Genomic DNA, 22,053 nt, shown 5'->3' on the forward strand with positions numbered 1-22,053 from the left:
ACAAGTCACGAGTCACGAGTCACAGCTGACGACATACGGCTCCCGGCTCGCGGCTCCCGGCGCCCCGTCCAGCCCACGGCCCCGGGCCCACGGCCCCACAGCCCCCGGCCCCGAACTCCGAAGGTTGAAGTCCGATGAAGATCCTGATCACGGCCGCCGGATCGTACGGCGATGTCGCCCCGTACACCGGCGTCGGCGCCCGGCTCCGCGCCGCCGGCCACGACGTCGCGCTCGCCACTCACGACACCTACGCCCCGCTCGTACGGGCCGCGGACCTGGAGTTCCGTCGGCTGCCGGCCGACCCACGCACCGAGCGCCCGGAAGGCTACCGGTCGCCGGATGCCTCCCCCGGCAGCAAGTCGCCGGACGCCTCCCCCGGCAGCAAACGGGCCCTCATGCACAAGGCCGCCGCATTCATCCAGAAACTGGGCGGCGGCATGGCCGAAGCCACCACCGACGACACCGAGCTGCTCCTGCTCTCCACCACCACGGCACCGCTCGGCCGGCACCTCGCCGAGGCGTACGGCATCCCGTCCCTGGACCTCTCCCTCCAACCCAATGCCCCCACCGGCGACTTCGCCCCTCCCGTCAGCGGCGGCCGCTCACTGGGCCGCTGGGGAAACCGCGCCGCGGGCCGCCTCTCCCTGCGCATCGTCGACCGCCTCTACGGGGATGCGACCCGGGATCTGCGCGCCCGCCTCGGCCTGCCGCCCTCCTCGCCCCGTACGGTCCGCCGCCGCGCAGATGCCGCCGGCCGGCCGGTCCTGCACGGTTTCAGCGAGGTCCTGGTGCCCCGCCCGGCGGACTGGCGCAGCGGGCTGGACGTGGTCGGCAACTGGTGGCCGTGGCTGGCCCAGGAGGCCCAACTCCCGCCTGCTGTCCAGGACTTCCTCGCCGCGGGCCCGCCGCCGGTCTTCATCGGCTTCGGCAGCATGGCGGCCGGCGAAGGCGAGCGGCTGAGCGGTCTCGCCGTACGCGCCCTGCGCCGCGCCAAGGTCCGCGGAGTACTCCAGTCCGGCTGGGCGGGACTGACCACCAAGGCCGCCGAGAACGCAGCGGCCGACGACATCCTCACGGTCGGCGAGGTGCCGCACGCCCTCCTCTTCCCCCGTATGTCCGCGGTCGTGCACCACTGCGGCGCGGGCACCGCCGCCGCGGGGCTGCGCGCCGGGGTCCCCACCGTCCCTGTTCCGGTCACCGCCGACCAACCCTTCTGGGCCGCCCGACTGGCCGCCCTGGGCGCCGCCACCAGCCCGCTCCCCTTCAAGGCGCTCTACGGCGACGGCGCCGAGGCCCGCCTGGCCGAAGCCATCACCCAGGCCACCGCCGCCCCCGCCCACCACGAACGCGCCACCGACGCCGCCCGCCGCATCGCCTCCGAAGACGGCACCGGCGAGGTCGTCAAAGCGGTCGACGCACTGACGGGTCAGGGAGGGCCGGGCAAGCAGCCGGCTGACGGACGTGGGCAGGGCGAGGTGGGCTGACGAACGTGGACAGAAGGGAGGCCGACTGACGCCCGGCCGGCCGATCGGCGAGCGTCGTCGAGAGCTCACGCACAACGAACCCGTGGCACGGCAGCCGCTAGCCCGACCCGGCGCCAGGCCGGTCACACAGCTCCTCGACCTCCGCCCGGCCGTATCGCCCCAGTCGTCCGGGCCGCAATCCGGCACGCTCAGCCGTCACTTCGAACTTCCCGGCCGGCCACCCCAGGAACGCCGCGGCCTCTTTGGCCGTCAAGCTCCGCTCGACCCAGTCATGGCGCTCCTGGATCACCGCGGCGATCTGCTCTTCCGTAAGTTCGTCGAGGGCACCGAGCCCGTACACCGGGTTCTGCTTGAATTGGCCTACGGGCTGAAGCAGACCCTGTTCGGCCAAGGCCTGCACATCGGCACGCTCGACTTCGAGCCGGGTCCGCCCGGCGAGATACTCCGCCGCCTTGATCGAGCCCAGCCCGGGATGATCCCCCAACACGGCCCGAATCTCCTCGACGCGGTCATACAGCCGACCGACCGCCTCTTGCGACCAGTGCTTGCCGTCCACATCCCGAGGCGGGATCAGTCCCCGCTGCTCCGCGCGCGACACCTGCCACCGCTCCAGACGCAGCTCGTCCGCTAATTGATGCGGGCCGAAAGTCCGCCCCCCGGCCAGTTTGCGGCGCCCGGCCTTCCCCTCCGGCTCCGCCGTGTGCGCCGCCGAGAAGGCGTAGTTCTCGTCGCCGACAACAGCGAGGATCTCCTCGACCCTGTCCGGCAGCGTCTTCGCCACCGCCTCCGACCACCGCTCGTCATCGACGTCCGGAGGCGGGATCAGCCCCCGGGTCTCGGCACGGCGCACATGCCGCAGTTCAAGCCCCAGCCACTTGGCCAATGCGCGTTGATTGAAGTCCCGTTCCTTCGCCACGATTCCCCCACTGCCGTCGTCATCCACACGACCAACCGAGCCTGCGGAGCCCGAGAACTCCACAGCAACAACCGTAAATCGCAGGACTGACAATCGACTTGACCGTGACCAAGCGACCGCGCAACCTCGGCCACTGCCTCTGTGGGCGGGCCGCAGCCGGCACTCTAAATGCGTGGACGCGGCACGCCCGCCCTCGTTAATCTCCGCCCATGTCCAGCCCCGAGGCGTCAAGACGCTAGCCACCGGTTGACCGGTGGCTCTTCGCGTTGCCGCATTGAACCTCCGCCGCCCATGAGGCCGCGGACGCTGCTGGCCGCAACCACCGCCTCCGGATCGCCGTAGCACGGACTACCCGGCTACTGGCTGCTCACTGCGCACTGCTGACTGCTGACTGCTGACTGCTGACTGCTGACTATGGCTGGGCTCGACGCATGCCCAGATCCGACAGTCACCCCCGACGCAGACACAGGCACTGCCACACGCCGGACCGCCACCGTGCCAAGGGTCCACACCCCCTCACACCCCCTCACACCCACTCACGCCACTTACCACTCAGCTCACTTACCACTCACCCCACTCAACCACCACGCGGTTGCGGAGCTTTGCTATGCCATTCGCCATCTACATGCTCGGACTGGCGGTCTTCGCCCCCGTTGCAGCAGGTGTCAGTTCATGCACCCATGGCATCAGAGACGGATCAATGCGGCCTGATACTTCCATCGGCGGCAAAACCACCATCGACGGGACGGGCGAACCATCAGCGTCTTTCATCTCATCCATGATGCGGTCCCACAGCCCATTCCGAAGCCATGAAGAAGCCCGCGCGTGGATGGTTAGGAATTTCCCATACTTTGCGGGAAGCTCACTCCACAGCACGCCCGTACGGGCCTTGTAGAGCACTCCGTCGATTAGCTGTCGGTACGTATATCCGCGTGGCTTTCCCGGCATTAGCGGCTCAATAGCCGCCCATTCGGCATCGCTCAGTTCACGAGGAACCAGACGCCCTCTCTCGCGAAACCAATCAGCAAGCGTGCAGGGCCGGCCCTTCCTGCCCTGCGGAACAGGGCCGGTAAACTTCACCTTCACATCGAGCAGTTCGATAAATTCCGCTTTCCCTTCGGGTGACATGTCAGCTAGATTTTCACGAGCCATGTCTGCTAGGAGCCTGATATCCGTAATACGCTGCCCAGCGGACACCGTCTCTGTCCGCCATTCATCCGCTTCACGGCGTAGCTGCTTTAGTTCTTCCAACTCTTTGCGCAGAATGCCAGACGCTTCACCAATAGCCTTCTCCGCGTCTTGCCCATTCACCGCAGCCTCCTTTGCAGCCATGGCCACAACGGCAGCGAGCGCCTTATTCTGCACTTCGATTTGACGGTCGAGATCTTCTACGCGGTCATCATGACCGGCACAGTGATCGGTAGCAATTTCTACCCAATCAGTGGCCATCCCGAGCAACTTTTCGGGATCTCCCAAGAGTTCCTGTATCTCTTGCCAGACCCGAGCCTCCAGCACATCAGCGTTAACCTGGGAGCAGGAGCAAATCTCTGCCCCGGGATAGGATTCATCCTTCCCCGAGCATACATAAATACGTACGCCAGTATCTGTTCGGCCTGCTCCCCGGTAATGCGCACCACAACCATCATGCGTGTTAAAAACCCTGCCGGAAAGAGGATACGGATTCCGACCACTCCTCGGGGAGCGAGCACCCCGAGCAATAGCCGCACGAAGTTCCCCTACTTCCCAAGGGGCGAAAATGGGATCCAGTTGGATCACTACGCTGTCCCCGTGCGTTGGCGTCCCATCCGGGTTCACCTTTGTTTTGTGCCCCACACCCCCCTTGCCGTCGGAGACGTTCCGAAAGATAACCGCGGATTCTAGGGTAGCTTGAGAGGTAATGCGCTCCCTCAGGTTTTGATGCCGCCATGGCTTTCCACTTCGTGTCCTCCACCCCTCGCGATTAATCTGCATCGCAGTCTGCCGCCAACTCGGGCGTTTCATCTGAACATACACAGCACGGGCCCGTCGCAAGCAACGAGCCTCCTTAAAGCACAGGACAAGATGCGATTCACCTTTCTTGCCTTGCAGGTGAATTTGATAGCCATAGGGCGGAACGCCGCCGATCCAACCACCACTTTCAGCCTTCTCCTGCAAACCGCCCTGCGTGCGGATACGGATTGTTTCCCATTCCGTTTCCGCATAATCTGCCGCCCGCCGCATTTCACGGCGCCCAGCAGGGGTTGTGTTATCAATGTCGCCATCGACGATAGCAACGTAAATTCCAATGTCTTCAAGCGCCCAAACCCAGCGCCAAAAGGCACGCCCTGTGCGCCCGATGGCCCGCCCTTCTTCCACGACAACGACCTCAAACGGTCGCGGATTCTGTCCCGCCAACTCCATAAGTCGGTCAAAGTCGGGGCGGCTCCCCATCTCCAGTGATCCCGATACACCGTCGTCCGAAAACGTGGCGACGTGTTCCCATCCCTTGCGCTGAATAAATCGCGAGGTCTTCTTCTCTGACTTTGCGATGCCGTATCCGAAGGTCTGTTGCTCCGTCGAGACCCGGAGATAGGAGGCAGCCCGCAGGGCGCCAACCCGCGCGGCAGCTCGGTCCGCTACATCGATGGCAGAACGCATGAGTGTGCTTGAATTAGCCATGTCGACTCCCAACAGTCGGCCAGCCCCGGGACGGTTGCAGCCGTCGCCGGGGCATTTGGTCAACTGCCATCGTACCGATGGTTTTTGATGTTATGTCAGGAATGTGTGATCTCGTCACGCGCCCTGCGATCTTTGAACAGAAGCCGCAGAAGACTCTTCCGCTCCTCGGGAGTGAGGGCCTTGTCAGACGTCCAAATAACCTTGACGTCGGTCATGGGCTAGCCCCTGCATCTCCAGCCCGGTCACGAAGCCCCCTAGCGATGTCCCTCAACTGTGCCTGGTCTTCCGCGACCCCACTTGCGATCTCCGCCTCTGCGGGTGTGTAGCCGGAGCCGACGTAGCGCCATGCGGAGTCGGTCACGGTGCTGTCGTTCAGATCTTGCAAGTCCGTGTTGGTTGCGTGGCGCAAATGGTCAGCGCGGGCCGCTCGAAGTGCTGCGTAAGTCGTTGAGTAGGCACGCGATTTGGTGAGGACGTGGCCCCGGTAGCCGAGTGTGTGAGCCCAGGCCCGGAGCCTGAGTTCCTCCAGTTCGACCAGGCCGCCGAGGCGCCAGCACATGGCCATCAGGGCCCGTATGTGAGGGTTTCCAGCCGCATACGGGATCTCAGCAGCCGAGGTCAGCGGACGGTCCGATCCCCCCGCTTCGGACACGGATTTGCCGACGTACTTGGCGACGTAGGCTGCAACGCGATCGTCGGTCATTGGCGAGCTGTCGCTGAACGACTGAATCGCATGTACGTCGAGCTCAGCGCCCCACCGGATCGTCCGTTCACCAGTGGCCGCCGAGTAGGGAGCGATCACCGTCACAGCGTCGGCCGCCTCCAGAACGGCTCCCTCCAGGAGTTCCGCAGTCGCCCAGTTGGGCGGGGGCGTGTCCGGACCGGTCGGGCCGTCGAGCCGGACCACGGCGTGAAAGTGCACTGCGGCTCGTTGCTGGTACTCCGCGACCTTGGCGAAGGAGAGCCGAGCGTGTTCCCGCAGTCGGGTCTGCTTGATCCCCGCAGATGTCGCCAGAGAGCGCCGGACACGACCGCAGAACCGGTTCCACAGCAGTCCTGCGTGCGCGTGCCACAGGACATGCCCCGCGTAGTCGTAGCAGCCCCCGCAGAGGGGTTGTCCTAGCAGTGGGTCTCCGTCGCTGTGCACCAGGCCGCAGCCGACGGAGCGCCCGTGTGCGCAGTTTCCCCCGTCACGGCGTGGCCGGCACGGTTTCCCGTCCTCCGTGATGTGGTGCACCGGCCCAAAGGAAGGCGCGGTAAGGGTTACGAACAGTCGTGGGTGCTCCCGGACAATTTCCGGGGTGCCCTTGCCGCCGGAGAGCCCGGAGCGGACGAGGTGAAACGTATCTCCAGAGTGGAGGTAAGAGCAGGGTGCGCAGCGCGTCTCCCGGCGGTTTCGGCAGCGCACAGCCAGGCGCCCATTGGGTTCGCCCGCAGTGTCGAAGTGCCGCAGGATCTCGCCCGTCTGTGCATCGCGCACGGTGGTGTGGCCGGAGAGGTAGATGGGGTGTGCGCAGCCGCCCACGTTGCGGATCTGCTCCAGCCAGCGATCGAAGCCGGGGGCGACGACCAGGCGGACGAGGTCACGTTCAGTGTCGGACAGGGAGCGCATGCGCTGGTCCAGGGCGAGGGTTGCGCGCCGCGCATCGTCATCGAGGAAGGGGTTGCCGGAGGTGATCAAGTGAGGCATGGAGGGGACCTTTCGCGGAGCACAGCCCGGCGCGGAACTGGCGTGAGGGGCTGCGGAGTTGGCGCTGTCGCCACAGGGAGTAGGTCCTTGACCTTGAGGTTTCGCGAGGAATTCGCCGGATGAGGGCCGGCGGTGGGGTCCGTGGTCGAGCCCGTTGAGCGTCGGCCACGGCCGCCAGAAACAGCAGGCCGCCCGCTTCGCACCAGGGGCCTCATGGGCCCGTGGTCGGTACGAGGGGCGGACGGCCGATCTGCTGTTTCGCCTAGTCAGCCCTTTCCGCACGATCCGATGACGACGCCGATGAAGACGACGACCGCCATGAACTTGAGGAATGCCCTCATGTGTTCTTCCTCGTCTACTCGGTGCGACCTCAGCCGAAGATGCCCATGAAGAGGCTGAATGCCCAGATCACCATCGAGCCCACTGGCGTCAGCGCGAGGCAAAAGCCCAGCAGTGACGCGCTGAATGCCTGCCACCAACGCACTTCGCCCGACCGGACGAGCATGAACACGACGATCGCTGTGATCGCCACGGTGATGTAGATCTGATTTTGTGTCATATCTGCTTCCCTCCAGCCATGACGGCGCGCGCCAGCGCAGGCAGGTTTGGAGTCCGGTGCGCGTTCTCGTCTGCGACCGCCCGTGCCTGATCCGTAGTGGTGAGATCAGAGCGAGCGCGCATCCACCGGGCGCCGACTGTGGTCACGGCAACGCCCTTCTCGTCCTCGTTGATCGACTGGGAAACCGCGATCGCATCCGGTGACAGATCCCCGAGCGCCATCTCAGCCGTGTTCGAGTCGTTGACTCGGTGTGCGACGCGGCCACCGAGCTGAGCCCGCAGGGCAGTTACGCCAGGGCCCAGTTCGGAGCCGACACGCTGCCCGGCTATGACCAGGTGAATTGCCAGGGCTGCCCCAAGCTGTGCGATCCGAAGAAGGAGGGTTGAGCACTGCGCCACTTCGTCGCGGCTCTGTCGGGAACCGTCCGACAGGTACAGCTCCGCCAACTCATCGACCAGGACCACGATCGGCACGGGCCGCTCGTCCTCTGGCAGCTCCCACACCGAGCGCTTTCTCGCCGCACGGCAGACCGCCATGCGCTGTTGCAACTCGGTCACGAGGGCATCCAGTAGGCCGACAGCTTCCAGTCGGGAGCAGGCAAGAGCTGACAGCCGAGATTCGAACAGGCCCAGTTCCATGCCGCCTTTGCAGTCGATGCCGACCAGGGCAACCGGCTGAGTAGCCAGACGGCGCACCCAGGCCGCCAGGAACGTGGACTTGCCCGATTGCGTTGCCCCGACCACCAGCCAGTGAGGCACCTTGCGCAGGTCCAGCACCCAGGCGCCGCCGTCCTCGATCCGGCCGACCCGTGCAGCCAACAGCCGCTCCGGTGCCTGGTGAATCTCTGTGCCCTTACCGCGGAGGGAGTCGCCGGCTGTAACGGTCACGATCAGTTCGCCACGGCGGGGCGAGCTGATCCGTACGCGGTGCACCCGCCAGGCGTGCTCCAGCGCCTCAGCCGCAGCTATGAACGGCTGCGGAGTCTGGCCCGGATTCAGACGCACCCGAACGACAAGACCCGTCTTCGTCAGCCTTGGCAGTCCGAGGCTCGGTGCGATCGGCCGTAGAGCCGTCCCCTTGACCGCCAGGTCACCGACCACAGCCCGCGTCGGCTTCCGGCTGATCGACAGATCGTTGATCAAGCAGACTTGCTTCCAGCGCCACCGCATCCGCACGACAGTCGCCGGATACCCGCTCAGGTACCAGCGCCAGGGAATAGCCCGCCAATCGATGCCCGATCTCGCTAGCCATGGGTCCCACCATCGTTGGGTGAGAACCCCCAGGATCAACGCAGCCGATGCCAGCCAGACCACCAGACTCCACAGCATTACGCGCCGTCCTTTCCATCGTCGCCCAGGTCGATGAGCACCATGCGAGCGTGATGGGCAGCCAGTACGCCGTTCTGATCCACCAGGCCCAAGAGCCAGCGCACAGTGCCCAGGTCCACCACCACGTCCAGCAGCGGCGCGACACCGGCCAGGACTTTGAGGTGAGTCCTCAGCCGATTCACGTCCGCGTCATCCACGTCGTGCAGTGCCATCAGGACTCACCGCCGCTGGACTTACCGCGATTAGCCGGAGCGCCGGCCGCAGGTCCACCGGGAGGACCGGCCGGGGTGATCCCAGAGGCGCGGAACGAGATTCCGGACCGGTCACCGATCGACCAGGCCGTTGCCACCAGGTCCGCGACCAGTACCGGGATGCCTTCGGAGACTCCGCGCGGCTCTCCCGGGACTGACACTTCGATGACGTCCGCGCGCCGCCGTTCCCTCTGACGGACCGAGACACCGACCACATAGACGGTGTTGCCGTCCCTGTCCTTGCGCACCTCACCCGTATCCGGGTTCACGCGAGGCTCCGGGGGTACCACGCACATCAGGTTTCCGAGCCGTGCCACGTCGATGGGCATGGATTGCATGACTGTTCGCCTCCCACGTTGAGGACGGAGGGCACATCTCATCAGTACGCCTCTCGTCCTAATAAGTGATGAGTATGTTGCACCTTGAGATGGGAGTAAGCAAGCCCTTATTCTGACGAGTGACCGTCTGACGCCTATACCACGAGCCGCTGACAAGCGACCTTGACCACGGGAGCTATCGATGCCGGGCGACATCATCCGTCCCACCGCGATGTATCTGCAGGTCGCTGGCCGACTTGCGCAAGCGATCAAAGAAGGCGAGTACAAGCCGGGCAGCAAGCTCCCGAGCGAAACGGACCTCATGGAGCGCTACGGCATCAGCCGCCCCACCGCACGGGCCGCCGTCGCCGAACTCAAGACCATGGGGCTGGTGGAGAGTCGGCACGGCCGAGGCACGTTCGTCCGGCCAACAGCTGCTCCGACCTCCGCTCTTGTCAGGACGATCACGCGCTCAGGGAAGCGCTACTCCATCCCGGAACTGGAGAAGCGAGAGGAACCGGGCGTTACCCGCACCCATCTCACCGGTACTTATGCCGAGCTCTTCCGTCGGCGCGAAGATGACGCCGCAGACGCTTTCAGTGCCGATCATTCGATGGTCGATCCCGCCTCCGGCGCACGGGTCTCGCAGCGGGTGGTGATCCCTATCGATGTCGCGTCCGAGGCGCCCGCGCTCGCCGAGGCGCCGGATGCCCCAGTTGCCGATCTATACGCGCACCTCGAAAAAGCCGGTCACGAGCTCTCGTGGCAGGAGTACGTAACCGCGCGGACGCCGCTGCCGGATGAACGGCAGGCCCTGGGCCTGTCGGACGCGAGCCCGATCCTGATCACGTACCGCGTCACTTACGGGAACGATGACCGCCCGCTTCTCTGCGAGGAGTTGCGCACCGCTGCCACGTCCCGACTCGCCTACCGGATCGTCCCGGAGAAGGCACCGGCTAAGCGCCCCCGCACGGCCCGAAGCTGACCGGTGTAAATCTTCTTCACTTACTCAAGGGCGCGCCTACGGCGCGCCGGGCGGCCAGGCCCACCGGCCGGGCGTGCGGCCTTCGGCCGGTCCCGTCCGGACGCCCGCCGCCCTTCCACCGAGGCCCACTGACACGTGCGAAGCCCCCGCCGGTCAACAACCAGCGGGGGCCTTTCGCTTGCCCTCAGGGGCCCCGGTCGGGCGAGCCGGACGGCCAGGGGTTCAGCACCGCGCATCAGCGGCGGCACGTCTGTGCGTGCCGCGCGGCCTTCGATCGGGGCGCGCCAAGGCCCGTAACGATCATCCGTTTGCGGCAGCCCGCACAGACCACCCACTGCACACCCCGGGCGTCTTCCTCAATGTGCACCTCACTGCCCTGCCGAGTTTTTAAGTTCCGGCTCATTGCCATCTGATCCCCCAATCTCAGGCCGCAGCCACGGCCGGCCGCAGCTTCCGGACCTTGCACGTTCGAGAGCACTACCGGCACCGCTGGGCGGTTTACGTGACGCCAACGCTGCCGTCCGCAGCAGCTCGATGGACCCGCTAAGGAGGCTGGCTACGGAAGGGAGGGTGGGCAGTGGCGCGTCCGATGCCGTCCGCCTCCCCGGAGCTGGGCCGGCCACCGTACCGCCACCGTCACGGATGCGGGCGCGTGAGCGGACCTGCCGCCCCGGCCGTGGCACAGGGGGAGCTTCTGCTGCCGCGATGTGGCCAGGCGCCGTGTGGGCGCTCCGCTCAGCGCAGGCAATCGAGGGCGCACCGTCCGTCGCCAAGGCCAGACGTGGTGAAGGTAACCACCGACCACACTCGTTCAAGTTTCCCACCACAGACCCCGCCCCACGACCGGGCGACCCCGCCGACCACCGCTGCGAATGGTGCTCAACACCCCTGCTACGCAGACCACTTGCGCACATATCTCGCATCCTCCAGCAGTCGCGCCATCAGGCGCACAGCAGTTGGGGATAGCCAGACCTGCCCTTCACCCAGCGGACCCACATGCGGAGACGCCCGAAGCAGCTCAGCGCTGTAACCCGCCCTGACAACCGCCGCGTTGAAGGCAGTCGCCGCATCATCCGCCTCGCGCCAACCAGTCAGGTAATCCCCACCCCGCACCCAGACGACTTCATCACCGTCATCGTTCCAAGGCACCGCCGCATTCATGACCATGCACCCCCGCTACTCGCTCAACTCCTATTTGCACGCCACCCTGCCGACGAACAAACCAGCCAATCAGCCTGATCCGGCCCGCGCAAGCATTTGCCAACGGGCTATTCCCGGGCATTCCGCTCAGCGAAATAAACCGCCGGAGGCATTCCACTCACTAAAAAAACCGGCCGCCCGGAAGGAAATGCGGAATACGCGTGTGGCCCCCAACCGCCGAAGCAGAAGAGGGCCACACGATCACGGCTCAGGGGCTACCGCAGGTAGTCCTTCCAGACGTACCCACGTGTCTCGTAAGGCAGACCACCCGCACTCCGCTGAGTCAACACCACCTCCACCCAATCTGGGTTGTACGACGACGCGAAGGTGGTCCTGACGAATATCGGATCGCCGCCGTACAGCAGCCCCTTTGTGTATCCGTTGAAACTCGGAGCCGACCGCAGGCGCAAGCCATCAACGCTCACGGTCGCCGTCGACCCCGCCTGCACACCAGATGCAGACTGCGAAGGCTCCGGAGCCGTAGCCGCCGAAGCGCTGGCCGCCCCTACGCCCAGGCCGGCCACCGTCACGGCACCGACGACCAGAAGCGACCGCAGACGCGCGGAAACAGTCTTCATGTGAACTCCCTTTGCATGCTTGACGACGAGTGCGCCGGGTATCCGACAGGCTCTCGTCCTAACAAGTAACTACTATGCGTCCACGTCACTCCACAGGCAAGCTCTTATCCTAATAAGTTACGTCGGTGAGGGTCCGGGCACCCGGTATCGGACGCCTACGGCACGCGTCCGCCGGATCAGTTCGCTTTCGCCGCAGCCCGCACCAGCGCGGCCACCTGGCGAACGGCAGTTGGCGACAACGCCACGCGCACCAGTCCCGAGCCATCCGGTCCAGCGTGCGCACATACGGTCACGTCGGAGGTGTCCATACCCACGGCCTCCAGTGCCTCCGCCAACTCCGCTCCGGCAACCGACGCGTCCCGATAGCCGGCCACGTAGTCCACCCCGCGCACCCACAAAGTCGCTTCAGGTTCGAAGTCCCCACCCTCGAATCCCACTCCTTCGACGTGGCCGCTCATCTCTCGGGCCCCTTCCCCCGTGCGTTGACTCAACTCTGACCAACGGGGCCCGTTGCATGCGAGCACGACAACCGCCCCGGTACCATCGGCACCAGGGTCCTGATCAGGGATTCCTAGCCGGACCACCCCCGCCCGCCAAGGTTCAAGGGGTGGTCCGGTCATGCTCTTTCGGTTGCTTTGCGAGCTCCGGGATCTTTTGAGCTACCGCTACGGAACCGGCCGGCTTTCCGGCTGTTCGTGATCGCTTCGCAGTCGAACAACGACCGCGGGATCCACTGGAGTTGCACGGAAGAAGGACGTATTCACGGCCTGGAACAAGTCGTGACCAGTACGGCCCGCGTGCTTGAGTGCCCAGTTCTGCGGACCTTCTGGGGACTCTGTCGTGTCCGATTCCGCGTCGCACGACATGCAGGCCATCTCGAACATGGGCCGCGAGTTCCCCGACCTATCGAGCTGCAACACCCAGTCCACGAACCGCCACACCGCCTGATCGCCATCACCGCCCCCTCCGCCCGTCACGAGCCACCGCCGACGACGCTGACATTGCGCAGTTCGCGGATGAGACGCGAGGCGACCACCCCACGAAGGCCGGGATCACCGATGGGCAAGAGCGCATCGTTCTCCTTCACCGTCCAGCCATTGGCCGTCAGCATGTACGGCGTACCGGAGAAACCCCACAGACGAGGTGTCCGCACCCTGAGGACGACGAACTCCGTGTGCCTGAGGTGAGGGCACTCGGCGATGGACGAGCGAGCGTGGATGTCGCACAGCGGCGGCATACCCGTCAGTGCCCCCTCCGGCCAGGTGGGCGGGTCGTAAGGCTTGCGCCAGTCCAGGAACAGCCAACCGTCCTTGTTCCGAGACGCCGGTTGGCCGCAGACCTGGCATTTCATCGAATACATCGCGACGTACTGACGCGCCGGGTGCATGCTGTCGTACAGCGGACGACCCACGCCGGGAGACTGTTCGACCCGTGCACACAAGACGTCACTGCTGCTGGCACGGTCTTCCGGACGCTCGTTCTCGTAGCCGAGCCTCAGCCCACCCCGACCGACCTCCACCACCAGCTCACTCTCCAGCCCAGCACGTTCACCAGACCACAGCGCGACATAGGGCACCAAGGAAGGCTTGCGCATTGGGCACTTAGACACTTGCGTCGTCCTCATAGTTGAAATCCCTGTCACTGTCCATCTCGTCACCGCTTGGCGGTCGCCTCTCGTGGCGCTGCGGATGTGCTGCCGGTCACCCTCGGGGGTGAGCGACCGGCACCGTTGTCTGCCCGTCCGATTGCCAGGGAAGTTCGGCCAGACACCGTTCCCGCCCAGCGGCCTGCACGGGCGTGGATGGCGTACAGAACCGTCAGCGGAGTTGGTAACCCGGCGGCCAGGCGGGATGAAGGATTCGCCGCCCGACCGCCGGGGTCTAGGGGCTTTGGGTGCCACCGCAGCAAGGACACCCAGGAGCCGTCTGTGCCGAGGCGAGCTCTGACGCAGCGTCGGGCAAGCAGGCCGGTACGGGAGCGTCCATGGCGTGCGCAGTGCTGTCTGCGGCCACTACCGCCAGCAGCGCCAGGGTGGCAGCCGTCCCCAAGCCCCACACGGACGCCAGGACACCGTCCACCGTGGGACGGGGCAGTGCGTGACGGCCACTCACTGTGTCGCCCCGTCGCCGGCCATCGCGGCTAGTGGCGCCCAAGAGAACAGGGTCTGGCACCCGTGCGACCTGCCGAGCTGCAACACCCAGTCCACGAACCGCCACACCGTCATCACCACCCCCTCCGCCCATCACGAGCCACTGCCAACGAATCCTTGGTGTCAACGCGAAGCGAAGGTCCATCCCTGAAGATCAGCACCACCGCAGGGCGCCCCGACGCACGCCGTGCAGCACGAACGGCCTTGACCTCTCGCCACCGCCCCCCGACGCTCACCACGTCACCGCTCCGCACCTTTAATGCCTGCACCCGCGCCATCACGCCTCACCTCTGCCGGCGGCCGTGACGACGGCCCACACCGACTTCCCGTTACCGTCACTCACTTCCACACCCCAGCGGTCAGCCAGCTCGGCAACGACCACCAGGCCCCGGCCGCCGTAGATGTCGGGCATACGCGGTTGCGGCCAGTTCCTGGCAGCGTCGTGCACCTCAATCCGAACGCCATCTGCTTCGCGGAAATACCGCGTCTCGATCTCCCTGTCAGGGGAGACCCGGGCATAGCGCATGGCGTTGGTCAGCAACTCGGACAGCACCACGAGCGCAGCGTCAGAGACGACGGTGAGCCCCCAACTGTCAAGCAGCATGCGCAATTCAGCGCGTGCCAGACCAACGCAGCGCGGATGCCGCGTCCAACGACTGACCACCGGCTGGTTCTTGGTGGCTGCCCTGCGGTTCAGGGCCACTGTCACCATGCCTTTCACCGTCATTCGCCGCCCTCCAGGTGCTCACTGGATGTTGATGCCGTGACGGTAGGTGACAACACAAAGGCGGACCCGGAAGGAAATTCCGGGTCCGCCAAATTTCCGTTTTGTTCTGTACTACTCGATTGCCCCAAGTGCTAGCGCAAGTTGTTGCGCGTCCCGCCGCTGCGTACGACGATGCAGCCGCCGCGCCAGGTCGCGGGCGAACTCGTGAACCCGGATCTGCTCCGGAGCAGTTGTGTAGGCCCGCTTGAGGCTATCCACCGCCTCATCCGTCCGGCCCGCCTCCCCATAGGCCCGAGCAACATCCAGGCGCAGCCGAGCGCGCCGTTCCACAGGCAGGCCCACAGCCCTGACTCGTGGCGCTATTTCGACCGCCAACTGGGTGTTCTCGAACTCCAGCGCAGCCGCCAGCCGGTGAATCTCGACGTTCGCCGGCCCAAAGGAAGTCCACATCTCATTCGCGTCAGCGCCAAGGCGATCAGCAGCTTCCTGAGCCTTGCCGAGCATGAACTCGGTCAGGGAGCGGTTCCGCATCCGAGCAGCTGCAACAGAGCCGTTGAGGAACAACGTTCCGTAGAGCGACAACGCAACAGGCGACGACTCCCACCATCCCGGCGCGAGGTCATCGGCACTGTCCAGCGTGCCGTTCACCGCTTCTGAAGCCATGCCGGCCCCGAGCTGGACATGCGCGATTCCCCGCCGCAGAGCCAGCATCACGGCAGGGTCCCCTGACTCACTCGCCGCCATGTCACCTTGGTCCACGGCCGTCCACGCCAGGTTGGTCTCACCCAGCTTCCGGAGCAGCGCCGTCGCTACATGGCACGCCAACGCGAACAGCCGGAGCGCCTGAGACCTCTCGTCACCCGCCCGCGACTCATGCGCCGCCAATCGCGCGTCTGCCAACAGCCCCGGCAGCCGTTCCGCCAGCTCAGAGAACTGAGACGACTGGTACAGATCCCAAGCATTGGAAACCTCTACGCGGAGTCGCTCCAGGCGCAGCGGCTCTCTGTCGTCGAACAATGAGCCGGCCAGCCGACGAGACTGCATCAGCGCGGCTCGGATGGCTGGCACGCTGCCCACCAATCCGTCCTGGTCCTCCAGCAGGGCCGGAGCCCCCTGAAGATCTTCGATGTGCACGCGCAGCGCATCAGCGAGGTCAGCCAGCATCTTGACGTTGTTCACAGGAATCCGACCGGACTCCACCCGGTACACCCAGTCTTCGGACCGCCTCAGCAGCTCACCGAGTTGCCGCTGATGCAGTCCCCGGCGCTTACGGTAGAACTTCACACGCTTGCCGAACTCAAGATGATCAGTCATGCCGCGCATGGCCGCCCCTCCCATCGGTCTGCCCAACCGAGTGTCACACGACGTCCCGAACGACGACAGGTGATAGGGCAACCCCGAGGTGCCCATGAGTGGCCCGGTAGGTTCGATTCATGACCGAGAACGAGCAGGAACAGCGCATGGCAACCCCGCGGATGGCAGCGGGCGCGCTCTTCTTCAACAGCCAGGACCACGTCCTATTGGTCAAGCCCTCCTACAAGCCCATGTGGGAGATCCCCGGCGGATACATCGAGCACGGGGAATCCCCCCTCACTGCCTGCCGACGCGAGGTCGAGGAGGAACTGGGCCTCACGCCCGCCATCGGGCCGCTACTGGTCATTGATTGGGCTCCGAGCGACGCCGAAGGCGACAAGGTCTTGTACGTCTTCGACGGTGGTCAGCTTGGCCCGGACGAGGTAGCTGCGATCAAGCTCGCCCCGGACGAGTTGCTGGCGGCCGAGTTCCACCCCGCAGAGTCGCTTGATCAGCTCTTGATCCCCCGGCTAGCACGCCGGGTGAAGGCAGCGATCACAGCCCGAGCCCAGGCACACCCCCAGTACCTTGAGCACGGCGAGCCCCCGGCCGGCTAGGTAGAGCCTGTCCGACAGGACCTCCGGACACTGTCTAGCCCGCACCCAAGCCCTATGGCGTGTCCGATCGGTCATTGTGATCGGCTCACACGCTCGGACGAGCATCTCCCCCACCGGGGGGCTCGTTGACCGGGGGAACAGGTCCACCGACGGGTAGACGGAGACATGAGCAGCAACTACGACTACAGCGATGCCGACCCCGGCATCACCGCCGAGGACGCGGACGCAGCCGACGAGGACGAGAACACCGAGGAAGACCCTGGGGACTACGACCCGGACCCCGAGAGGCCCTGACCATTACGAAGCCCCCGGCCATGACGAGGATGGACAGGCCGGGGGCTTCGCGCTGTGCGGGGCCAGGCGTTGCGGTGACACCTCCAGCGGCCGCCCCGTCCCACGTTCTTCGGCAGGCACGGGTCCGGCCGAGCCCACTCCTGATCCGACAGATCACCCAGCCCCGCACGTCTGGAACGATGCGAAGGCCGGCCCGGTCACACGACCCGTCGGACAGGGCCTAGTCCTGCCTGTACGTCGCGAACAGGGATGAACCGACCGGCCCTTGACGTGGGTCGAGCGGCGGGGTGGCTTCGGTGATCGGAGTCCGGCGGAACAACCCGTCCAGCCGTCAGCGCTGCTCCTGTACAGCGGGTACTGGTGAACCATGACCGGCACCTTCACCACCCGCACCGTCGACGTGACAACCGGCTCCGCCGAAACCATGCACGACCTGACGAACGCATGCTCCGTGTTCCTCCGGGAGGTCGCTCACGGGAGAGACGGACTGCTGAACGTCTTCACCCCGCACGCAACGTCCGGCCTGGCCGTCATCGAGACCGGGGCCGGCAGTGACAACGACCTGCTGGCGGCCCTCCGCGGCATCCTTTCCGCGGACGACCGCCGGCGAGACCGCCACGGCGGTCCGGGTCCCGGCCACGATCACATGCTCCCCGCTCTGGTCCCGCCCCACGCCACGCTGCCCGTGGTCGGCGGTGAGCTGGAGCTGGGGACCTCGCAGTCCGTCGTTCTGGTGACCACCAACCGGGGCGGCCCCGACCGCCAGGTCCGGCTGTCCTTCCTCGGCTGACCCCGAGCCGTCGCCCCGGCGTTCAGGTCTGCCGGGTGCTGCCGGTGTCGATGAGGATCTGTTCGGCCCGGGTGACGTTGTCGGCCCGTACGGCCCTGGCCATCGCGGCACGTGCCGCGTCGGGCGTCGCGTCGGGCGGGACCACCAGCAGAGCGAAGTGATCGTTCTCGCCCCGGGTGATGAGGACCGTGTCGTCACCGACCGGGAAGGAGTCGATGCGCACGACCCGGTCGTCAATGGTCAGCCGCGTCGGGAGCTCCTGCCAGGCACTCGCGTCCAGGCCGACGCGCGTGACGGGGCCGAGGCGCTCGGTCAGGGCAGTGATCAGGCCGGGAAGCTCGGCACCGATGTCGCGGGAGCGCGGCCACCACGCGCCGTCCAGGACTCCCCCGCGCTCTTGCGTCGTCTCCAGCCGCAGGAGCGCCGTCCCGGGTCTCACGGAATGGTCAATCGCTTCCGGCAGAAGCCCGGGAAGGCGTGGGGTGTCGGAATCGGCCATGGTGTGCTCGCCTGTCTCCGAGAGTTACGCGCATTCGCTCGTCGTCCGAACTGTGCCGGCAGCACCGGGCGAAGCGCTCGCAGTAATCACTCCGTACTCCGCAGGCCGGCGGCGGGTCGCCCACAGGGTCGTCGCACGCCCGCGTTCCCGCAAGGTTGCCTGGTCGCGCGAGGCCTGCGGACCCGCCTGCCGGAGTAGGGTGAAGAAACCGGGAACACTTCGCACACCGGCGCCCATGCGGGTGTCGTTCCCGGCGATTCGCACTGCCGGGCCGTCGACGAAGAGCCCGGGACAGGGTTCGCATCATGGCTGTCACTGTCGACCGTACGACCACCGATGAGCATGCCCCTTCGCCGCCCGCTCGCGTGTCCCTGACGCCGGGAACGGTGCCGGGGCTTCTGGACGGTGCCTGGTGGCCTCGCTCGCGTGACCTCTCCCGCGAGCTCCCCGCACTGGCGGAGAGGCTGGACCACTCCTGGGGGCGGGTTACCCACGTCACGGTGAATCCGGCCTTCTGGCCCGTGATCCCGCGCAAGGTTCCCGTCACCGGACACACGGTGCACGTGGGGTGGTTCACGAATGAGCAGGACCCTCACAAGCTCCTCGTGTTCTCCTACACCGCGGAGCGCCTGGACCTGCTGATCATCCCGCCGGAGGCCGACCCGGCCGCGGCCGCCAGGCTGATGTCCGGCGCGACCACCCCCGGAGGCCTCCTCACCGCGAGCAGGCTGATGGAGGACGAGCGAGCGGCCGACGACGCAAGGGAGTCACGGGACCGCGAAGGGGAATGGGAGACCGAGGGTGGGACCACACCACCACCGGCCGGGAACCCGACCGGGCCTCCGCCCTCCGCTCGAGGGATGTGAGGGCAGTGGAGATCGCCGTCACCCTGGCCTTGATCCTGGGCCTGATCACTGTGGGAGCCCTCCTGATCCGTCGGCTCAACGCCCAGCACGACGAAAGGATCGCAAGCTTCCACTACAGCGGCGTCCTGCCGTGGCGCGACAGCAGCAGCCGGAAGCGCCCCCGGTCGACCATCGACCCCGCCGGCCCCCTCCTCGCCCGTAACCGCCGCGAGCAACCGCACGGGGACCGCGGACGCCGCCGGATCTTCTCCGGACGGAGGCGGTGAACATGACGTCCGCACACGCCACGCCCACCCCCGCACCAGCGGATCCGGTACCCCCGGCGGGGTACGCCGACATCCGCGTCGTCGCCGCGTCCCCCGAGACCGCCCGCCGCGTCGCGGAAGTCCTCCGAAACTGCTTCGATTCCACCGAACAACGCAGCTACCCGGCCGGCCGCGAAGGCGGTACCCGACTCCACCTCACCGTGGACACCACGCATTCCGCCGAACCCGCGCGATCCTGGCTGGCGACCAGCCGGGCTTCGGCCGCCGACCGCCCACAGCACGGCGACGTCTGAACAGCCCGTGCAGTGCATGCCCTGCACAAGCCCTCAGGTCAGCAACCTGAGGGGCATCGGTGAATCGCCACCTCGACTTGATCGGCTTCACCCCGCGTGAAGGAGGCTCCGCCCCCTGCCAGGCTGCCATGAACAGGAGCAGGGCCCCAGCCAGCGGACGCCTCGACCTCCCCTCGTCCCGGAGGGCGAAGCTCACGAAAGGACCGTACCGTTGGCCCATGAGCGTCTTCATCAAGCTGGTGGAGAATCGGCCGCCAAACGAATACGCGAACGAGCGTAGGGCGGATATCTCCTACGACGACACCGTCGAGGGGAATTCCGAGATCACTTACCAATACGACGTACTTTCCAGCGGGGCCCTGAGAATCCTCCGGGTCACGAGAGGAGAGGAAGCCGTCATCCATGCGGTCTACGCCCCGGGCCTGTGGTTCCGCGTCGAGGGCCTCTGCCGCGGCACTACGGAATAGCGGCCCGAACAGGGCCCGAACAGAAAACGTCATACCTCGACTGCTGGAACGAGGCCGGATCGCGCGGGAGCGACCACACGAGGTCTACCGACCGAGCCGAACGCGGCGACGTCACCCAGCTCGGGCACCCACTTGAGGCCGTCCAGCCCCGAGAACACCTTGCCGGGGTGCTCGCCCCATGTCCCGCGCCTCTCCTGTTCAGCAGGACCGTTGCCAGTCAGGAGCCTTCAGGGACTGTCCGAGGGACGTTGATCACCCTGCGGTGGCTCTTCCACCGCCCGCCTCGCCCGACGTTCCGCGGCAGGTGCGACTTCAGCCGGGCCCACTCGGCGTCGGATAGATCACCCCGCCCCACAAGAGTCGGAACGACATGGACGCCGCCCAGTCACCAGACCCGCCGGACACTGCCTAGCCCTCCTCTCCTCCACCTCGACGCCGGGTTTCGGCTCATAGTGGCGCCAGGTCAAGCTTCGGACAGCACCAGACTCGGCTCCGAGCCCGTCGCCGCAGGGCCCATCGGGGTACTACTGCGATCCATCAAGTGGACTCTCACGCGTACGGTGTGGTGCTGGCTGCGCAAGGACTCGTTGTGGGGCTCGCGGCAGGCTTTGGATACCTGCACTTCACGAACCCCCAGCGCTATCAAGACGGCTAAAAGTCAGTGGCGGGTGTTGTTGTTCTGAGTGCGGCGCCTGGGTCCGCCTCCGTGCCTTGGCTCGTCTCCGTCTGATTAGCGCAATCACACTGGCCTCCGGATGGCAGCGGGCCTAGATGCGACATAGCTTTGAGTTGGGCCTGAGCATAGATCTCATGCCTAGTCGGCTGAAACCAATGTCGACTGCATCATCTGCTGGTGACCGCCTGTCACCGGACGACCCAGAACTCATCGGAGGCGCAAGAATGGCCATCATGCTTGAGTCGAAGAACCAAGATGGTTTCTTCATTCGACACCAAAACTTCGAGGGCGAGCTAAACGAGTTCGAGAAGGCCCATGGGCAGGATTTTCACTTCGAGATCGAGCATCGCGGGAGCTTCCAGGGGTCCGAGCTTGTGGCCCTTAAGTCGGTCAACTTCCCTAAACGGTTTTTCAGGCACAAGAACTTTCGACTATTGCTGGAGGAGCCTCCTGCCGACGGGCCGGGGCGAGAGACCTTCATGCGGGACTCCCAGTTCTTCAAGGAAGAGGGATTGGGGGACACTGACGGATTTTCATTCCGTTCCGACAACTTCCCCGACCACTACATTCGCCACTTGGACTTGCACTTGTTCATTGGAAAGAAGGACACGCCCAACATCAAGGGTGATGCGACGTTCCTCCTCGTGCCGCCGAGATAGCCAAAGGGGTACGACGGCCGCACTCCGCCCCGCCCACTGCTCGCTGCCTGGTCACCCCGTGAGAGTGAGGTTGTGCAGGCGGGCGATATGGGGAGTTGGTATTCGGGTGTTGCGCGTAGGGAGACGGAGGAGGAACTGCGCAGGCATACAGCCCTCCTCCTCCGCCTGCCCCTGGCTCGCGGGACTATGTGTCACGCACAGATGTTGGCGGAGCCGTTGCAGTCGCCGTCGCCATGACCCCCGCCGCCGTGGTGAACGGAGGTGATTGGGCTGGACTGGACCGTCGTGGTCTTTGTGGCGGTGTGAAGGGCTGATGGCGCGGCCACCGCGTATCCGGCCGTGGCCAACCCGGTTGCGAGAGCGAGGCCGAGGGCGGCGCTGATCGCGAGTGCTCGTGACATGGATATCTCCCTGCGGGTTTCGTGTGTTGCCGTCATGTGGATCACTTTGCATGCCCCTGCGGCAGGTTTCATCGCGAGCGCGGCCAATCG

The 22,053-nt window shown here is 65.9% G+C and carries 24 protein-coding genes and 1 pseudogene; 10 read left to right on the top strand and 15 right to left on the bottom strand.

Annotated elements, in window-relative coordinates; genetic code table 11:
* The first annotated feature begins 134 nt into the window (after positions 1–134).
* A complete protein-coding gene (locus tag AB0I10_RS00270) occupies positions 135–1,484 on the top strand; it encodes a glycosyltransferase (RefSeq protein WP_363150011.1) in 1,350 nt (449 codons plus the stop codon).
* Positions 1,485–1,581: 97 nt separating this feature from the next.
* Here AB0I10_RS00270 and AB0I10_RS00275 read toward each other — a convergent pair whose 3' ends face one another.
* From AB0I10_RS00275 to AB0I10_RS00305, 7 genes are all read right to left on the bottom strand, one after another.
* Entirely contained in the window at positions 1,582–2,463 is an 882-nt protein-coding gene (locus AB0I10_RS00275) for a hypothetical protein (protein WP_363150012.1), read from the bottom strand.
* A 558-nt stretch (positions 2,464–3,021) separates the two neighbouring features.
* On the bottom strand, positions 3,022–5,058 hold the full coding sequence (locus AB0I10_RS00280) for a recombinase family protein (protein ID WP_363150013.1): 2,037 nt from the start codon (positions 5,056–5,058) through the stop codon (positions 3,022–3,024).
* Positions 5,059–5,269: 211 nt separating this feature from the next.
* Positions 5,270–6,670: a replication initiator gene (locus tag AB0I10_RS00285; protein ID WP_363150401.1), complete on the bottom strand. Its 1,401-nt coding sequence runs from the start codon at positions 6,668–6,670 to the stop codon at positions 5,270–5,272.
* Between the two features lie 448 nt (positions 6,671–7,118).
* Positions 7,119–7,307 (bottom strand): hypothetical protein, encoded by a 189-nt coding sequence (locus AB0I10_RS00290; RefSeq protein WP_363150014.1) that lies wholly within the window; start codon positions 7,305–7,307, stop codon positions 7,119–7,121.
* Positions 7,304–8,635, bottom strand: coding sequence for an FtsK/SpoIIIE domain-containing protein (locus AB0I10_RS00295; RefSeq protein ID WP_363150015.1), 1,332 nt, complete (start codon positions 8,633–8,635; stop codon positions 7,304–7,306). The genes AB0I10_RS00290 and AB0I10_RS00295 overlap by 4 nt, the downstream gene beginning before the upstream one ends.
* Entirely contained in the window at positions 8,635–8,847 is a 213-nt protein-coding gene (locus tag AB0I10_RS00300) for a hypothetical protein (RefSeq protein WP_363150016.1), read from the bottom strand. Before AB0I10_RS00300 ends, AB0I10_RS00295 begins: the two co-directional genes overlap by 1 nt.
* Complete coding sequence (locus AB0I10_RS00305) at positions 8,847–9,155, bottom strand: hypothetical protein (protein ID WP_363150017.1); 309 nt, start codon at positions 9,153–9,155, stop codon at positions 8,847–8,849. The genes AB0I10_RS00300 and AB0I10_RS00305 overlap by 1 nt, the downstream gene beginning before the upstream one ends.
* Positions 9,156–9,405: 250 nt before the next feature.
* Here AB0I10_RS00305 and AB0I10_RS00310 point away from each other — a divergent pair, with 250 nt between their 5' ends.
* Positions 9,406–10,188, top strand: a complete 783-nt coding sequence (locus AB0I10_RS00310) for a GntR family transcriptional regulator (RefSeq protein WP_363150018.1) — start codon at positions 9,406–9,408, stop codon at positions 10,186–10,188.
* A 1,415-nt stretch (positions 10,189–11,603) separates the two neighbouring features.
* Here the strand turns inward: AB0I10_RS00310 and AB0I10_RS00315 are convergent.
* The 5 genes from AB0I10_RS00315 to AB0I10_RS00335 all read right to left on the bottom strand — a co-directional run bounded on the left by AB0I10_RS00315 (position 11,604) and on the right by AB0I10_RS00335 (position 16,165).
* Positions 11,604–11,966 (bottom strand): hypothetical protein, encoded by a 363-nt coding sequence (locus tag AB0I10_RS00315; protein WP_363150019.1) that lies wholly within the window; start codon positions 11,964–11,966, stop codon positions 11,604–11,606.
* A 176-nt stretch (positions 11,967–12,142) separates the two neighbouring features.
* Positions 12,143–12,424 (bottom strand): hypothetical protein, encoded by a 282-nt coding sequence (locus AB0I10_RS00320; protein ID WP_363150020.1) that lies wholly within the window; start codon positions 12,422–12,424, stop codon positions 12,143–12,145.
* A 515-nt stretch (positions 12,425–12,939) separates the two neighbouring features.
* Entirely contained in the window at positions 12,940–13,542 is a 603-nt protein-coding gene (locus tag AB0I10_RS00325) for a hypothetical protein (protein ID WP_363150021.1), read from the bottom strand.
* Positions 13,543–14,392: 850 nt separating this feature from the next.
* Complete coding sequence (locus AB0I10_RS00330) at positions 14,393–14,842, bottom strand: ATP-binding protein (RefSeq protein WP_363150022.1); 450 nt, start codon at positions 14,840–14,842, stop codon at positions 14,393–14,395.
* 111 nt (positions 14,843–14,953) lie between these two features.
* The gene (locus AB0I10_RS00335; RefSeq protein WP_363150023.1) at positions 14,954–16,165 is read right to left on the bottom strand and encodes a helix-turn-helix transcriptional regulator; all 1,212 of its coding nucleotides are present in this window, start codon (positions 16,163–16,165) and stop codon (positions 14,954–14,956) included.
* A gap of 110 nt (positions 16,166–16,275) precedes the next feature.
* Between AB0I10_RS00335 and AB0I10_RS00340 the strand changes: the two genes are divergently transcribed.
* The 3 genes from AB0I10_RS00340 (at position 16,276) to AB0I10_RS00350 (ending at position 17,836) form a co-directional block, all read left to right on the top strand.
* Positions 16,276–16,752: an NUDIX hydrolase gene (locus AB0I10_RS00340; protein ID WP_363150024.1), complete on the top strand. Its 477-nt coding sequence runs from the start codon at positions 16,276–16,278 to the stop codon at positions 16,750–16,752.
* Positions 16,753–16,917: 165 nt separating this feature from the next.
* Complete coding sequence (locus tag AB0I10_RS00345; protein ID WP_363150025.1) at positions 16,918–17,046, top strand: hypothetical protein; 129 nt, start codon at positions 16,918–16,920, stop codon at positions 17,044–17,046.
* A 367-nt stretch (positions 17,047–17,413) separates the two neighbouring features.
* Complete coding sequence (locus tag AB0I10_RS00350; RefSeq protein ID WP_363150026.1) at positions 17,414–17,836, top strand: YjbQ family protein; 423 nt, start codon at positions 17,414–17,416, stop codon at positions 17,834–17,836.
* A gap of 22 nt (positions 17,837–17,858) precedes the next feature.
* On the opposite strand, the gene AB0I10_RS00355 is transcribed toward AB0I10_RS00350, so the two are convergent.
* Positions 17,859–18,335: a DUF5994 family protein gene (locus AB0I10_RS00355; RefSeq protein WP_363150027.1), complete on the bottom strand. Its 477-nt coding sequence runs from the start codon at positions 18,333–18,335 to the stop codon at positions 17,859–17,861.
* 305 nt (positions 18,336–18,640) lie between these two features.
* On the opposite strand from AB0I10_RS00355, the gene AB0I10_RS00360 reads away from it, so the two are divergent.
* The 4 genes from AB0I10_RS00360 to AB0I10_RS00375 all read left to right on the top strand — a co-directional run bounded on the left by AB0I10_RS00360 (position 18,641) and on the right by AB0I10_RS00375 (position 20,227).
* A complete protein-coding gene (locus AB0I10_RS00360) occupies positions 18,641–19,201 on the top strand; it encodes a DUF5994 family protein (RefSeq protein WP_363150028.1) in 561 nt (186 codons plus the stop codon).
* Between the two features lie 5 nt (positions 19,202–19,206).
* Entirely contained in the window at positions 19,207–19,467 is a 261-nt protein-coding gene (locus AB0I10_RS00365) for a hypothetical protein (RefSeq protein WP_363150029.1), read from the top strand.
* A 2-nt stretch (positions 19,468–19,469) separates the two neighbouring features.
* Positions 19,470–19,760 (top strand): hypothetical protein, encoded by a 291-nt coding sequence (locus tag AB0I10_RS00370; RefSeq protein WP_363150030.1) that lies wholly within the window; start codon positions 19,470–19,472, stop codon positions 19,758–19,760.
* Positions 19,761–19,978: 218 nt separating this feature from the next.
* Complete coding sequence (locus AB0I10_RS00375; RefSeq protein WP_363150031.1) at positions 19,979–20,227, top strand: hypothetical protein; 249 nt, start codon at positions 19,979–19,981, stop codon at positions 20,225–20,227.
* A 247-nt stretch (positions 20,228–20,474) separates the two neighbouring features.
* Here AB0I10_RS00375 and AB0I10_RS00380 read toward each other — a convergent pair.
* A pseudogene (locus AB0I10_RS00380) lies at positions 20,475–20,582 on the bottom strand (IS5/IS1182 family transposase); the annotation flags it as partial.
* A 455-nt stretch (positions 20,583–21,037) separates the two neighbouring features.
* Between AB0I10_RS00380 and AB0I10_RS00385 the strand changes: the two are divergent.
* Entirely contained in the window at positions 21,038–21,562 is a 525-nt protein-coding gene (locus tag AB0I10_RS00385; RefSeq protein ID WP_363150032.1) for an AbfB domain-containing protein, read from the top strand.
* Positions 21,563–21,753: 191 nt separating this feature from the next.
* On the opposite strand, the gene AB0I10_RS00390 is transcribed toward AB0I10_RS00385, so the two are convergent.
* Entirely contained in the window at positions 21,754–21,963 is a 210-nt protein-coding gene (locus AB0I10_RS00390; protein ID WP_363150033.1) for a hypothetical protein, read from the bottom strand.
* Positions 21,964–22,053: the final 90 nt, after the last annotated feature.

Source organism: Streptomyces sp. NPDC050636 (genome assembly GCF_040654775.1).
Lineage (GTDB): Bacteria > Actinomycetota > Actinomycetes > Streptomycetales > Streptomycetaceae > Streptomyces.

Bases quoted from the DNA above. Each gene is read 5' to 3' on its own strand.
- AB0I10_RS00270 (WP_363150011.1), top strand. From the start codon at position 135: ATGAAGATCCTGATCACGGCCGCCGGATCGTACGGCGATGTCGCCCCG.
- AB0I10_RS00280 (WP_363150013.1), bottom strand. From the start codon at position 5,058: ATGGCTAATTCAAGCACACTCATGCGTTCTGCCATCGATGTAGCGGAC.
- AB0I10_RS00285 (WP_363150401.1), bottom strand. From the start codon at position 6,670: ATGCGCTCCCTGTCCGACACTGAACGTGACCTCGTCCGCCTGGTCGTC.
- AB0I10_RS00290 (WP_363150014.1), bottom strand. From the start codon at position 7,307: ATGACACAAAATCAGATCTACATCACCGTGGCGATCACAGCGATCGTC.
- AB0I10_RS00295 (WP_363150015.1), bottom strand. From the start codon at position 8,635: ATGCTGTGGAGTCTGGTGGTCTGGCTGGCATCGGCTGCGTTGATCCTG.
- AB0I10_RS00300 (WP_363150016.1), bottom strand. From the start codon at position 8,847: ATGGCACTGCACGACGTGGATGACGCGGACGTGAATCGGCTGAGGACT.
- AB0I10_RS00310 (WP_363150018.1), top strand. From the start codon at position 9,406: ATGCCGGGCGACATCATCCGTCCCACCGCGATGTATCTGCAGGTCGCT.
- AB0I10_RS00315 (WP_363150019.1), bottom strand. From the start codon at position 11,966: ATGAAGACTGTTTCCGCGCGTCTGCGGTCGCTTCTGGTCGTCGGTGCC.
- AB0I10_RS00320 (WP_363150020.1), bottom strand. From the start codon at position 12,424: ATGAGCGGCCACGTCGAAGGAGTGGGATTCGAGGGTGGGGACTTCGAA.
- AB0I10_RS00330 (WP_363150022.1), bottom strand. From the start codon at position 14,842: ATGACGGTGAAAGGCATGGTGACAGTGGCCCTGAACCGCAGGGCAGCC.
- AB0I10_RS00335 (WP_363150023.1), bottom strand. From the start codon at position 16,165: ATGCGCGGCATGACTGATCATCTTGAGTTCGGCAAGCGTGTGAAGTTC.
- AB0I10_RS00340 (WP_363150024.1), top strand. From the start codon at position 16,276: ATGACCGAGAACGAGCAGGAACAGCGCATGGCAACCCCGCGGATGGCA.
- AB0I10_RS00345 (WP_363150025.1), top strand. From the start codon at position 16,918: ATGAGCAGCAACTACGACTACAGCGATGCCGACCCCGGCATCACCGCC.
- AB0I10_RS00350 (WP_363150026.1), top strand. From the start codon at position 17,414: ATGACCGGCACCTTCACCACCCGCACCGTCGACGTGACAACCGGCTCC.
- AB0I10_RS00355 (WP_363150027.1), bottom strand. From the start codon at position 18,335: ATGGCCGATTCCGACACCCCACGCCTTCCCGGGCTTCTGCCGGAAGCG.
- AB0I10_RS00360 (WP_363150028.1), top strand. From the start codon at position 18,641: ATGGCTGTCACTGTCGACCGTACGACCACCGATGAGCATGCCCCTTCG.
- AB0I10_RS00370 (WP_363150030.1), top strand. From the start codon at position 19,470: ATGACGTCCGCACACGCCACGCCCACCCCCGCACCAGCGGATCCGGTA.
- AB0I10_RS00375 (WP_363150031.1), top strand. From the start codon at position 19,979: ATGAGCGTCTTCATCAAGCTGGTGGAGAATCGGCCGCCAAACGAATAC.
- AB0I10_RS00385 (WP_363150032.1), top strand. From the start codon at position 21,038: ATGCCTAGTCGGCTGAAACCAATGTCGACTGCATCATCTGCTGGTGAC.
- AB0I10_RS00390 (WP_363150033.1), bottom strand. From the start codon at position 21,963: ATGTCACGAGCACTCGCGATCAGCGCCGCCCTCGGCCTCGCTCTCGCA.